This window comes from Arthrobacter sp. NPDC058130, from assembly GCF_042884475.1.
Lineage (GTDB): Bacteria > Actinomycetota > Actinomycetes > Actinomycetales > Micrococcaceae > Arthrobacter.
The window spans coordinates 95,367-108,468 of record NZ_JBHVTV010000005.1 but is presented as its reverse complement, the minus strand read 5'-3'; the positions used below and the strand labels follow the sequence as shown (position 1 = coordinate 108,468).

The following is a 13,102-nucleotide window of genomic DNA, read 5'->3' as shown; positions in this document are numbered from 1 at the left end:
GTGGCTCAGAACGAAGAACTGACCACCGAAGCCGTTGAGGCTGAGGAAAACCTGACCAGCTACACCTCGGAGAGCGGGGCCGCGGAAGCAGCTGCGCCGAAGAAGGAACGCCCGGCACTGACCGTTGCCGGCGCTGCAGTTGGCCGTCGCAAGGAAGCCGTCGCACGCGTTCGCGTTGTGCCGGGCTCCGGCAAGTGGACCATCAATGGCCGCGAGCTGGCGAACTACTTCCCGAACAAGCTGCACCAGCAGGACGTCAACGAGCCCTTCAAGATCCTCGATCTTGACGGCGCCTACGACGTCATTGCCCGCATCCACGGTGGCGGCATCTCCGGCCAGGCCGGTGCCCTGCGCCTCGGCATCGCCCGTTCGCTGAACGAGATCGACGCCGAGAACAACCGCGCCACCCTGAAGAAGGCCGGTTACCTGCGCCGCGACGCCCGCGTCATCGAGCGTAAGAAGGCCGGTCTCAAGAAGGCCCGCAAGGCTCAGCAGTACTCGAAGCGTTAATTCGCTTTCAAGCGCTTTTTGCGCTTGCACGAAAGCCCGTTCCGCCACTCGGCGGGGCGGGCTTTCGCCATTAAAGCCAGACTTGCTCCGTCCATCGACTAAACTTGGTCCGATGTCTAGATTATTTGGAACCGACGGAGTCCGTGGCCTGGCGAACGGGTTGCTGACCGCCGAGCTCGCATTGCAGCTGGCTCAGGCCGCCGCCGTCGTACTTGGCCATGACCGCAACACGACCGGAAAGCGGCCGATCGCAGTGGTCGCACGCGACCCCCGGGCCAGCGGCGAGTTCCTCGCTGCCGCCGTGGAAGCGGGCCTCTCAAGCTCGGGAATCGACGTCTACGACGCCGGCGTTCTCCCCACCCCGGCCGCCGCCTACCTCGTGGCGGACCTCGACGCCGACTTCGGCGTCATGATCTCCGCCTCCCACAACCCCGCGCCGGACAACGGGATCAAATTCTTCGCCCGCGGCGGCCAGAAGCTGCCCGACGACGTCGAGGACGCCATCGAAGAGCAGCTCGACAAGGAACCCTTCCGGCCCGTCGGCGGCGAGGTGGGGCGGATCCAGCGCTTCTCCGACGCCGAGGACCGCTACATCGTGCACCTGCTCGGGACGCTCCCGCACCGCTTGGACGGCCTGAAGGTGGTGCTCGACTGCGCGCACGGTGCAGCCAGCGGCTGTTCCCCGCAGGTGTTCAAGGACGCCGGCGCCAACGTGGTGGTCATTGGCGCCGAGCCGGACGGGCTCAATATCAACGAAGGCGTCGGCTCCACCCACCTGGGCCCGCTCAAGCGCGCCGTCCTGGACCACGGGGCGGACCTGGGGATTGCCCACGACGGCGACGCCGACCGTTGCCTCGCCGTGGACCACGAAGGCAACGAGGTGGACGGCGACCAGATCATGGCCATCCTGGCCATAGCCCTCAAGGCCTCCGGAAAGCTCAAGGACGATGTCCTGGTGGCCACTGTGATGAGCAACCTCGGCCTGAAGCTCGCCCTGCGCGACGCCGGGATCAACCTGCGTGAAACCGGGGTGGGGGACCGCTACGTCCTCGAGGAAATGCGCAACGGCGGCTTCAGCCTTGGCGGCGAGCAGTCCGGGCACGTGATTTTTGCCGACCACGCCACCACCGGCGACGGCGTGCTGACCGGCCTGCAGATCGCCGCGCAAGTGGCCCTCACCGGGCGCCCGCTCAAGGAACTGTCCACGGTGATGACCAAACTTCCCCAGGTCCTCATCAACGTCAAGGGCGTCGACCGTACGCGGGTGAAGGGCGATGAAGCAGTCGCTGCGGCAGTCTCTGTGGCCGAATCCGAGCTCGGCGACACCGGACGCGTCCTGTTGCGTCCCTCCGGCACCGAACCGGTCGTCCGCGTGATGGTGGAGGCCTCAGACCACGAAACCGCCCAGGGTGTCGCGGAGCGGCTGGCCCAAGTGGTCCGGACCGAACTGGCCCTGGAACTCGTCCCCGAATAGCCAGCGTCCTCGAATAGCCCTTCACTGCAATAGCCAGCCTGCAGCAGTCGGCCCGGAGCGGGGTCAGCTTTTGGTGCCTTAGGCCCGGTCATTGCGGCCGGTCCCGCAGGGTTTCCCCACCTACGCGCGTGTCCGGCGGCGTGTCCGCTGATTGTGCCGGCGTGTCCAGGCGTAGTGGGGGCAAAGGTGGGGAAATCCGCGCGGACTTACGATCGCGAGGGCATGCGCCCTGCAGATAGGCCCTACAGATAGGCCGGGGCGGCTTCCAGGCCGAAGTACTCCTCGAGCGTACCGATGCCGCGCGTGGACATGTCCGTTGCCGCCTCGATGCCGATGAAGCGCAGATGCCACGGCTCGTAGAAGTAGCCGGTGATTTCGTGCAGCATCCACGGGTAGCGGACCACGAAGCCGAAGCGGTGGGCGTTCGCCTTGGCCCAGATCGCCGCCGGCCGGTCCTTGAACTGTGGGGTGAAAGCGTCTGCGCCGCTGCCATCCCCAATGTCGAACGCCCAGCCCGTCTGGTGCTCGGAGTAGCCCGGCCGCGCGGAGGCAGTGTCAGCCTCGGCCCGCCCCCGGGAATTCACGTAACTGCCGTAGGTTGTCCTCTGCGTCGTGAAGGAACGGTACCCGCTGGCCAGGGTGATGATGACGCCCTCGGCTGCCGCCGCCGCGAACATCTTTTCCGCCGCGGCCGCCGTCGTGCTGTTCAGCAAGGCCGCCTCGCCGGAGGTGGCCAGCCGGAGGGTCGGCCGGACCAGATCCGGCGGCACAAACGTGGCAGGGGAGAGCGGCCGGTGCTTGTTGACGATCACCCAGGGGCTGGTGGGGTCCGAGAGTGAATGCTGCGGCCCCGGCGCCGCGGCCGAAGGAGGGTGTGCCGCCGACGGCGGAATAGCCGACGCCGTCCCGGGCGACTGTGGCGCGGGCTGTGTGGAAGGCTGCGCGGCCGCGCTTGCCGGAACTGGCGGGTTCGACGCCGTCGCGGCGGCTGTGGGCGTCGCACTGCCGATGCCCGGCGTGGGCGTCGGTCCCGGTGTGCCGGATGGCGTGTAGGGCTGGGCCGGGGTGCAGGCGGACAGAGCTGCGAGGCCGGTGCCCGCCAGCAGGAGGCGGCTGAACGCCCGGCGGCTGGGCGAACCCTGGCCGGCCGCCGGCCGTCCCAACTCTTCGTTCCCGCCGTCGTAGCACATCTGTGCTAGACCTTCCTCAGTAGCATCCGCCGGATGGAATGGTCCGCTTCCTTGGTCAACACCAGCTGCGCTCGTCCCCGGGTCGGGAGGACGTTTTCCTCGAGGTTGGGCTCGTTGATGCGCTTCCAGATCTCACGCGCGGTCTGTTCGGCCTCGTCATCAGAGAGGGTTGCGTACCGGTGGAAGTACGATTCCGGCTGGGCGAAGGCCGTGCTCCGCAGTTTGCGGAACCGGTCCACGTACCACTCCTCGATGTACGAGGTTTTCGCGTCGACGTAGATGGAGAAGTCGAAGAAGTCACTCAGGGCAAGGCCCTGCCGGCCGTCCTGCCGCGGCCGGGCCGGCGCCAGCACGTTCAGGCCCTCGACGATCAGCACATCCGGCCGGCGCACCACCACTTCCCTGCCGGGGACGATGTCGTAGGTGACGTGGGAATACCAGGGGGCGCGGACCTCTTCGGCGCCGCTCTTGATCTCGCTCACGAACCGCAGCAGGGCCCGGCGGTCGTACGACTCCGGAAAGCCCTTGCGCTCCAGCAATTGCCGGCGCTTGAGCTCGGCCAGGGGGTACAGGAATCCATCCGTGGTGATGAGCTCCACGTTGGGGGTGCCCGGCCAGCGCCGAAGCATTTCCCGCAGGACACGGGCGATGGTGGACTTGCCGACGGCCACCGAACCGGCGACGCCGATCACGAACGGCGTGCGCTGGGTACTCTCACCGAGGAAAGTGGTGGTGGCTGCGTGCAGTTGCCCTGCGGCTTCGACGTAGAGGTGCAGGAGCCGGGACAGGGGCAGGTAGACCTCGCGCACTTCCTTGATGTCGAGGGGGTCCCCGAGGCCGCGAAGACGGAACACGTCCTCTTCATTAAGAGGCTGCTCCATCTGGGCAGCGAGCCGGGACCAGGTCTGCCGATCCAGCTCCACGAACGGTGAGACACCTTCCCCGTTCGCTTCATTGCGTTGCAAAGTCACCCTAGAGATTCTGCCCTTCACGGCGCCGAGAGCGAAATGGACGGGCCGGTGGGAGCCCGAGTGGGCCCCGCCGCAACCCCGCGCCCGGGCCCGCCGCAGCCGCCCGCCGCGGCGTCGGCGCGCCGCCGTCCGACGGCCTCCCTCCGGGAAACCCGCTAGGCTTATGACCATGTGTGGAATCGTTGGATATGTGGGCCACTCAGATGGCCGGGTAAATGCTGGACACAATGCCTTGGACGTTGTCCTTGAAGGATTGCGGCGCTTGGAGTACCGCGGCTATGACTCCGCGGGCATTGCAGTGGTTGCCGACGGCACTATTTCTTCCCGGAAGAAGTCGGGCAAGCTGAGCAACCTCATCAGCGAGCTGGAGACCAAGCCGTTGCCGGATTCCCTGACGGGTATCGGCCACACGCGCTGGGCAACGCACGGCGGCCCGACGGACCAGAACGCGCACCCGCACCTGGCCGACGATGGCAAGCTGGCCCTGATCCACAACGGCATCATCGAGAACTTTGCCGAACTCAAGCTGGAGCTCCTGCGCAAGGGCGTCATCTTTGCCTCCGAGACCGACACAGAGGTAGCCGCAGCCCTCCTGGGCGACATCTACCGCAACCAGCTCGGCGGTGACGCGGCCAACGGCGGCCTGACCCGGGCCATGCAGCTTGCCTGCCAGCGGCTCGAAGGCGCCTTCACGCTCCTCGCCGTCCATGCCGACCAGCCGGACGTTGTGGTCGCAGCCCGCCGCAACTCCCCGCTGGTCGTCGGCCTCGGCGAGGGTGAGAACTTCCTCGGCTCCGACGTCTCCGGCTTCATCGACTACACCCGGCGCGCCGTGGAACTCGGCCAGGACCAGATCGTCACTATCACCGCCGACGCCGTGGAGATCACGGACTTCTACGGCGCTCCCGCCGAGGGCAAGGAGTACCACGTCAGCTGGGACCCGGCCTCCGCGGAAAAGGGCGGCTTCCCCTCCTTCATGGAAAAGGAAATCCACGACCAGCCGGACGCCGTGCTGCAGACCCTGCTGGGCCGCTCCGACATCCACGGGAAGCTGACCCTCGACGAGCTCCGTGTCGATCCGCAGCTGCTCAAGAACGTCAACAAGATCATCGTCCTGGCCTGCGGCACCTCCGCCTACGCCGGACAGGTGGCGAAATACGCCATCGAGCACTGGTGCCGGATCCCCACCGAGGTCGAGCTCTCGCACGAGTTCCGCTACCGGGATCCGATCGTGGACGAGAACACACTGATTGTCTCCATCTCCCAGTCCGGCGAGACCATGGACACCCTCATGGCCGTCCGCTACGCCAAGGAACAGGGCGCCAAGACGGTCTCGATCTGCAACACCAACGGATCCACCATCCCGCGCGAATCAGACGCCGTGCTGTACACGCACGCCGGACCCGAAATCGCGGTGGCCTCGACCAAGGCGTTCCTGGCCCAGATCACGGCCGCCTACCTGCTGGGCCTTTATTTGGCACAGCTGCGCGGCAACAAGTTCCAGGGCGAGATCAAGGACATCCTGGCCGACCTCGGCAAGATCCCGGCCAAGATCCAGCACGTCCTCGACAACGCCGCCCAGATCAAGGAACTCGGCCAGTCCATGGCTGACGCCAAGTCCGTGCTGTTCCTGGGCCGCCACGTCGGGTTCCCCGTCGCGATGGAGGGCGCGCTCAAGCTCAAGGAGCTCGCCTACATCCACGCGGAGGGCTTCGCCGCCGGCGAACTCAAGCACGGCCCCATCGCGCTGATCGAGGATGGCCAGCCGGTGTTCGTGGTGGTCCCCTCCCCGCGCGGCCGCGACTCGCTGCACGCCAAGGTCGTCTCCAACATCCAGGAAGTCCGTGCCCGGGGCGCCAAGACGATCGTGATCGCAGAAGAAGGCGACGAGGCCGTCAAGGCGTACGCCGAGCACGTCTTCTACATCCCGGAGACCCCCACGCTCCTGGCGCCGCTGCTCGCCACGGTTCCGCTGCAGATCTTCGCCCTCGAACTCGCCTCGGCCAAGGGGTACGACGTGGACCAGCCACGCAACCTGGCCAAGAGCGTGACCGTAGAATAACGCCATGATCGTTGGCATAGGCGTGGACGTCGTAGACATTGAACGGTTCGGGCGGCAACTCGAGCGCACCCCCGGGCTGCGGGACAGGTTGTTCGTTCCTGCAGAGCGGGAACTGAACACCCGCTCCCTCGCCGCACGGTTCGCGGCGAAGGAAGCCGTGGCCAAGGTCCTCGGGGCGCCGGCCGGCATGAACTGGCAGGACTGCTGGATCGGGCTGGACCAGAACGGGCCCACCATCCAGGTCAAGGGCACGGTGCTCGCCGTGGCAGAGTCGAAGGGCGTCAAGCGCTGGCACCTGTCCATGAGCCACGACGGCGGGATCGCCACCGCGACGGTGCTCGCCGAAGGCTGAGCCGGCCGTTCCCGCAGCACCGGCCCAAGCGCCAGGCATTCCCCAGCGACCGCGAATGGACTGAAACCATGATCAGCGCCTACACCGGAACCCAGGTACGCGACGCCGAGAAGCCATTTCTCGACGACGCACTGGACTCCGGTGCGGGCGCTGTTCTCATGCAGCGGGCAGCGTACGGCCTCGCCAACGCCGTCGTCAACGGACTGCGCGGCCGCCGGCAGCGGCTTTACGGCTCCAGCGTGGCAGTGCTGGCGGGCAAGGGCAACAACGGTGGAGACGGGCTTTTCGCCGCCGCGCTGCTGGCCGGCCGCGGCATGCGGACGACGGCGGTGCTCGCCGCCGGCGCCGCCCACGACGCCGGACTGGCGGCGTTCCGGAAGGCCGGCGGGCACGCCGTCGTCCTCGACGGGGACAATGTGGCCGAACTCGCCGCGCTGGCCGGCGGCGCCGACGTCGTGATCGACGCGGTTCTCGGGACCGGAGCGCGCGGCGGGCTGCGGGGCCCGGCCGCGGAGCTGGTCGCGGCGCTGGGACGCTCCCGGCCGGGCTCCCGTTCCCCCTGGGTGGTGGCCTGCGACATCCCCAGCGGCGTCGACGCGGACACGGGGGAGGTGCACGCGCCGGTCCTGGCGGCGGACATGACGGTCACGTTTGGTGCGGCCAAGGCCGGCCTGCTCGCGGACCCCGGAGCGGACTTCGCCGGCCGCGTGCAGGTCATTCCGATCGGCATCGAAGGAGCGCTGCCATGGCCGGCCGTGCGCCGGCTTGAGGCCGGAGACCTATCCGCACTGCTGCCACGGCCGGAGCGGCGGGCGCACAAGTACTCCCGGGGGGTGCTGGGGGTGGTTGCAGGCACCGCCGCCTATCCCGGCGCCGCGGTGCTGGCCTGCAGGGGCGCCCTGGCCGCCGGCGTCGGCATGGTGCGCTATCTGGGTCCGCCAGACGTCGCCGACCTGGTCCGGCAGGCCTGCCCCGAGGTCGTGTGCAGCACCGGAACCGTGGCCGACACCCACGTTCAGGCCTGGCTTGTGGGCTCCGGGCTGGATGGCTCCGATGAGCAGCAGCTGCAGCGCGCCCGCGACGCCGCAGACTCGGGCCTGCCGACAATCGCCGACGCCGGGGCACTGCCCGCCCTGCCCGATGTGCTGGCCCCGCAGGTGATCCTGACACCCCACGCCGGCGAACTGTCTGCTTTGCTGCACCGCCTCGGGGTCGCCTTGGACCGCTCCGCGGTGGAGGCATCCACGCTGAGTGCGGTGCGGCGCGCCGCCGGCCTGACCGAAGCCACGGTGCTGCTCAAGGGCGCCACGACCCTCGTGGCCTCTCCTTATCAGGACTTCTATAGCCAGGCCGAAGGCACGCCCTGGATTGCCACGGCGGGCAGCGGCGACGTCCTGGCGGGAGTGATCGGTGCGTTGCTCGCACAGCTGGGTGCCGACGTCGGGCGCTTCGGAGAACATGGCATCGATCCCGACGCCAGGTGGGCGGCGATCGGGGCGATGGCAGCCAGCGTCCACGGCCGCGCCGGAGTCCGGGCCTCGCGTGGGGGGCCGGTGACAGCAACGGCCATCGCCCGTGCGGTGCCGGCGGTGATGCGGGAGCTGTAATAAACGGGCGCGCTCAGTGCGCCCGAACAAATACTAATCTTACTTACAAGTAGTCTGTCTAGAGAATATTCGTCACGCACGAGGAGTACACATGGAAGTCTGGCCCGGAACGGCTTACCCGCTGGGAGCCACTTTTGACGGCACTGGAACCAACTTTGCCCTGTTCAGCGAACGCGCCGAACGGGTGGAACTGTGCCTCCTGGCTGACGACCTGTCCGAAACCCGGATCGAACTGACCGAGGTGGACGGCTACGTGTGGCACTGCTACCTGCCGCAGATCCAGCCCGGCCAGAAGTACGGCTACCGCGTCCACGGAGAGTACGAGCCGGACAAGGGCAACCGGTTCAATGCCAGCAAGCTGCTGATGGACCCGTATGCCAAGGCCATCCAGGGCGAGATCGACTGGGACCCGGCACTGTTTTCCTACAACTTCGGCGACCCCTCGTCCCGCAATGACGCCGACTCGGCTCCGCACACCATGCACGGCGTGGTCATCAACCCCTTCTTCGACTGGGACGGCGACCGCCAGCTGCGCATCCCGTACCACGAGTCCGTCATCTATGAAGCCCACGTCAAGGGCCTGACCCAGCTGCACCCGGAAGTCCCCGAGGAGCAGCGCGGCACGTACGCGGGCGTGGCGCATCCCGCCGTCGTGGAGCATCTCAAGAAACTCGGCGTGACCGCGGTGGAATTGATGCCAGTGCACCAGTTCGTCAACGACGGCACCCTCGTGGAGAAGGGCCTCAACAACTACTGGGGCTACAACACGATCGGCTTCTTCGCCCCGCAAAACACGTACAGCTCATCCGGGGACGTCGGGCACCAGGTGCAGGAATTCAAGGCCATGGTCCGGGACCTGCACAAGGCCGGCATGGAAGTGATCCTGGACGTGGTCTACAACCACACCGCCGAGGGCAACCACCTGGGCCCCACCCTGTCCTTCAAGGGCATCGACAACGCCGCCTACTACCGGCTGGTGGACGATGACCTGAAGCACTACATGGACTACACCGGCACCGGCAACTCGCTGAACGTCCGGCACCCGCACTCCCTCCAGCTGCTCATGGACTCCCTGCGCTACTGGGTCACGGAAATGCACGTGGACGGGTTCCGCTTCGACCTCGCCTCCACCCTGGCCCGGGAGTTCTACGACGTCGACAAGCTCTCCACCTTCTTCGAACTGATCCAGCAGGATCCGATCGTCTCGCAGGTCAAGCTGATTGCCGAGCCGTGGGACGTGGGTCCCGGCGGCTACCAGGTGGGCAACTTCCCGCCGCAGTGGACGGAGTGGAACGGCAAATACCGCGACACCGTCCGTGACTTCTGGCGCGGCGAACCGTCCACGCTCGGCGAATTCGCATCGCGCCTGACCGGTTCGGCCGACCTCTACGAGAGCTCCGCCCGGCGTCCGGTGGCGTCCATCAACTTCGTCACCGCCCACGACGGCTTCACCTTGCGCGACCTCGTGTCCTACAACGAGAAGCACAACGAAGCCAACGGCGAAGGCAACAACGACGGCGAATCGCACAACCGCTCCTGGAACTGCGGCGCGGAAGGCGAAACCGAGGACGACGCCGTGCTGACGCTGCGCGCCCGCCAGCAGCGCAACTTCATCGCCACGCTCCTGCTCTCGCAGGGCGTCCCGATGCTTCTGCACGGCGACGAGATGGGCCGAACGCAGCGCGGCAACAACAACACGTACTGCCAGGACTCCGAACTCAGCTGGGTGCACTGGGACGACATGGACCTTCCGCTCGTGGAGTTCACGGCCGTGGTCAACAAGATCCGCCGCGACCACCCCACCTTCCGGCGCAGCCGCTTCTTCGACGGCCGCCCGGTACGCCGCGGCGAGGGCGAGAAGCTGCCGGATATCGTCTGGCTCAATACCGACGGCAAGGAAATGGACCCGGAGGACTGGGACAGCGGATTCGGCCGGACCATCGGTGTGTTCTACAACGGCCACGGCATCCAGGAACAGGATTCGCGCGGACGCCGTATCACCGACGACAGTTTCCTGGTGGCGTTCAACGCCCACGACGACAATGTCGACTTCCTGCTCCCTTCCGAGGAATACACGCCGTTCTGGGACCTGCTCGTCGACACCGCCGACACGGCGGACACAGGCGAGCCGCTCAAGGCCGGGAGCGTCCTGAAGCTGGCGGCGAAGTCCCTTGTGGTGCTTCGCGCCTACTCGGGCCCGGAGGTGGAGGTGGACTACTCTGCCGCCGCGTCCCTGGCCGCCAGGGCCGAGGCTCCCGCCGAAGCGGCCCCCGTCACGCCGGCTGAGCCAGTGGCCGAGGTTACCGAGGTTCCGGCCTCTGCTGCCGCTCCTGCCGAGGCTGAGGCGCCCGCCGAGGAAGCACCTGGTGAGCCTGCACCCGAGCCAGCGGCCGAGCCTGAGGCTGAGCCTGCACCCGAGCCAGCGCCCGAGGCTGAGGCTGCGCCGGAACCCGAGCCGGCGGCCGCGCCTGAGCCTGCGCCGGAACCTGCGAAGCGCGCCCCGGGCAAGCGTTCCCAGGCCTCGAACTCGAAGTCCGCCAAGAAGCCGCGGTCCAAAAAGGGCCCGGCTTCATGAGGACGCCCGTCTCGACGTACCGGCTGCAGATCCGCCCGGGCTTCACGCTGCAGGACGCCGCGCAGACGGTGCCGTACCTGAAATCCCTGGGGGTGGACTGGATCTACCTGTCGCCGATCCTCACGGCAGAGCGGGGTTCGGACCATGGCTACGACGTCACCGATCCCTCCGCCATTGATCCGGACCGGGGCGGCGCGGACGGGCTGCTGGCGGTTTCGGCCGCCGCGCGGGAAGCCGGCATGGGCGTGCTGGTCGATATCGTGCCCAACCATGTCGGCGTCGCTACACCGGTGCAGAACCCGTGGTGGTGGTCCCTCCTGAAGGAGGGGCAGCAGTCCCGCTACGCACAGGCGTTCGACGTCGACTGGGACTTTGGCGGCGGCCGCGTGCGGATTCCGGTGCTGGGCGCGGACTCGGATGTGGACGCACTCCAGATCAAGGACGGGGAGCTGCGCTACTACGACCACCGCTTTCCGCTCGCCGAAGGCACCTACACCGCAGGTGACTCCTGTGCCGATGACCCGCGCGAGGTCCACGACCGGCAGCACTACGAGCTGGTCGGCTGGCGCCGGGCGGACACGGACCTGAACTACCGGCGATTCTTCGCCGTCAACAGCCTGGCCGGAATCCGGGTGGAGCTTCCCGAGGTCTTCGATGAGGCCCACGCGGAAGTTGTGCGGTGGTTCCGGGAAGGGCTCGTCGACGGGCTGCGGATTGACCACCCGGACGGCCTCGCCGATCCGGAGGGATACCTGCACCGGCTGCGCGAGGTCACGGGCGGCAGCTACCTGTTGATTGAGAAGATCCTGGAACCGGGCGAAACCCTGCCGGCCGGCTTTGAGTGCGAGGGCACCACCGGCTACGACGCCCTTGCGGACGTGGACCGGGTGTTCGTCGACGCCGCCGGCCAGGGCCCTCTCGACGCGCTCGACGCCGAACTGCGAGGCGGCGCCGCCGACTACGAGGAGATGATCCGAGGCACCAAGCGGCGGATCACGGACGGGATCCTGCACGCGGAAATGCTCCGGCTGGCACGCCTGGTCCCGGCCGCAGCAGGGCTGGCCCAGGACGCGGCGGCTGACGCATTGTCCGAGATCATCGCCGCGTTCCCGGTCTACCGCAGCTACCTGCCGGAGGGTGCAGACGTCCTCAAGGAGGCCTGCGAACTCGCTGTCCGCCGTCGCCCCGAACTGGAAGACGCCGTCGGCGTGCTCCTTCCGCTCCTGCTCGGTGCTGGTCCCGACGCCGGGGAGGAGCTGGCGATCCGCTTCCAGCAGACGTCCGGGATGGTCATGGCCAAGGGCGTGGAGGACACCGCGTTCTTCCGCTACACCCGCCTGGGCACCCTGACCGAGGTCGGGGCGGACCCCACGGAGTTTGCCGTGGCGCCGGAGGAATTCCACGCCCGGATGGCCCGCCGCCAGGCCGAGCTGCCGCTGTCCATGACGGCGCTCAGCACCCACGACACCAAGCGCAGCGAGGACACCCGCGCCCGGATCTCGGTCCTAGCCGAGCTGGCACCGGAATGGCAGGCCGCCCTGCAGCGGCTGCAGAAACTCGCGCCGCTGCCGGACGGGCCGCTGGCCAACCTGCTGTGGCAGGCCGTCGCCGGGGTCTGGCCAGCGGACCGCGGCCGGTTGCAGTCCTATGCGCAAAAAGCAGCCCGCGAGGCCGGGAACTCGACCAGCTGGATCGATCCCGACGAGGCCTTCGAGGCGAAACTTGCGGCCGCCGTCGACGCCGCCTTCGACACCCCGGAGGTGACGGCGGAGCTGGAGTCCCTCGTGGCCCTGCTGGAGCCCTACGGTGCCATCAACTCGCTCGGCGCCAAGCTCGTGCAGCTCACCATGCCCGGGGTGCCGGACGTGTACCAGGGCACCGAGTTCTGGGACCGCTCGCTGACCGATCCGGACAACCGGCGGCCGTTCGACTTCGGCGCCCGCCGGCAAGCCCTGGCCGCGCTCGACGCCGGCGAGCGGCCGGCGTCGTTCCTGGACGAGGCAGCGAAACTCCTCGTCACCTCCCGGGCCCTGCGACTGCGGCGGGACCGGCCTGAGCTGTTTACCGGGTACACGCCGGTCACGGCCACCGGCGCCGCCGCCGCGCACCTGCTCGCCTTTGACCGCGGAACGGCCGGCGCCCCGGGCGCGCTGACGCTCGCCACCCGGCTGCCGCGCGGCCTGGAGCAGCGCGGCGGATGGCAGGACACGACCATTCAGCTCGCCGCGGCCATGGCCGACGAACTGACAGGAAGCACGCACGGTCCGGGCACCGTCGCGGTGGGGGAGATCCTGCGGGATTACCCCGTTGCCCTCCTGGTGCCAACCGCCTAGAGGACGGCCCGGAAGCACGTACTCAACC

General features: G+C 68.0%; 9 protein-coding genes. 7 read left to right on the top strand and 2 right to left on the bottom strand.

Going from position 1 to position 13,102, the window contains the following annotated elements; genetic code table 11:
* On the top strand, nucleotides 1–510 hold the full coding sequence (gene rpsI, locus ACFVTM_RS11290; protein ID WP_090950867.1) for a 30S ribosomal protein S9: 510 nt from the start codon (nucleotides 1–3) through the stop codon (nucleotides 508–510).
* Nucleotides 511–622: 112 nt separating this feature from the next.
* Complete coding sequence (gene glmM / locus ACFVTM_RS11285; RefSeq protein WP_390203558.1) at nucleotides 623–1,984, top strand: phosphoglucosamine mutase; 1,362 nt, start codon at nucleotides 623–625, stop codon at nucleotides 1,982–1,984.
* A 242-nt stretch (nucleotides 1,985–2,226) separates the two neighbouring features.
* Here glmM and ACFVTM_RS11280 read toward each other — a convergent pair whose 3' ends face one another.
* Together ACFVTM_RS11280 and coaA are read right to left on the bottom strand one after the other, a co-directional pair.
* On the bottom strand, nucleotides 2,227–3,174 hold the full coding sequence (locus tag ACFVTM_RS11280) for a D-alanyl-D-alanine carboxypeptidase family protein (protein ID WP_390203557.1): 948 nt from the start codon (nucleotides 3,172–3,174) through the stop codon (nucleotides 2,227–2,229).
* Nucleotides 3,175–3,179: 5 nt separating this feature from the next.
* Nucleotides 3,180–4,145: a type I pantothenate kinase gene (coaA, locus tag ACFVTM_RS11275; protein WP_390203556.1), complete on the bottom strand. Its 966-nt coding sequence runs from the start codon at nucleotides 4,143–4,145 to the stop codon at nucleotides 3,180–3,182.
* A 169-nt stretch (nucleotides 4,146–4,314) separates the two neighbouring features.
* On the opposite strand from coaA, the gene glmS reads away from it, so the two are divergent.
* From glmS to treY, 5 genes are all read left to right on the top strand, one after another.
* Entirely contained in the window at nucleotides 4,315–6,207 is a 1,893-nt protein-coding gene (glmS, locus tag ACFVTM_RS11270; RefSeq protein WP_390203554.1) for a glutamine--fructose-6-phosphate transaminase (isomerizing), read from the top strand.
* A gap of 4 nt (nucleotides 6,208–6,211) precedes the next feature.
* Nucleotides 6,212–6,559: a holo-ACP synthase gene (locus tag ACFVTM_RS11265; protein WP_011692749.1), complete on the top strand. Its 348-nt coding sequence runs from the start codon at nucleotides 6,212–6,214 to the stop codon at nucleotides 6,557–6,559.
* 68 nt (nucleotides 6,560–6,627) lie between these two features.
* Nucleotides 6,628–8,166, top strand: a complete 1,539-nt coding sequence (locus ACFVTM_RS11260; protein WP_390203552.1) for an NAD(P)H-hydrate epimerase — start codon at nucleotides 6,628–6,630, stop codon at nucleotides 8,164–8,166.
* Nucleotides 8,167–8,257: 91 nt separating this feature from the next.
* Nucleotides 8,258–10,741, top strand: coding sequence for a glycogen debranching protein GlgX (gene glgX / locus ACFVTM_RS11255; RefSeq protein ID WP_390203551.1), 2,484 nt, complete (start codon nucleotides 8,258–8,260; stop codon nucleotides 10,739–10,741).
* Nucleotides 10,738–13,074: a malto-oligosyltrehalose synthase gene (treY, locus tag ACFVTM_RS11250; protein WP_390203550.1), complete on the top strand. Its 2,337-nt coding sequence runs from the start codon at nucleotides 10,738–10,740 to the stop codon at nucleotides 13,072–13,074. The genes glgX and treY overlap by 4 nt, the downstream gene beginning before the upstream one ends.
* Nucleotides 13,075–13,102 lie beyond the last annotated feature (28 nt).

What these genes read in the sequence shown, in the direction of transcription:
- ACFVTM_RS11280 (WP_390203557.1), bottom strand. Translation starts at nt 3,174, where the DNA reads ATGTGCTACGACGGCGGGAACGAAGAGTTGGGACGGCCGGCGGCCGGC.
- glmS (WP_390203554.1), top strand. Translation starts at nt 4,315, where the DNA reads ATGTGTGGAATCGTTGGATATGTGGGCCACTCAGATGGCCGGGTAAAT.
- treY (WP_390203550.1), top strand. Translation starts at nt 10,738, where the DNA reads ATGAGGACGCCCGTCTCGACGTACCGGCTGCAGATCCGCCCGGGCTTC.
- ACFVTM_RS11265 (WP_011692749.1), top strand. Translation starts at nt 6,212, where the DNA reads ATGATCGTTGGCATAGGCGTGGACGTCGTAGACATTGAACGGTTCGGG.
- glgX (WP_390203551.1), top strand. Translation starts at nt 8,258, where the DNA reads ATGGAAGTCTGGCCCGGAACGGCTTACCCGCTGGGAGCCACTTTTGAC.
- ACFVTM_RS11260 (WP_390203552.1), top strand. Translation starts at nt 6,628, where the DNA reads ATGATCAGCGCCTACACCGGAACCCAGGTACGCGACGCCGAGAAGCCA.
- glmM (WP_390203558.1), top strand. Translation starts at nt 623, where the DNA reads ATGTCTAGATTATTTGGAACCGACGGAGTCCGTGGCCTGGCGAACGGG.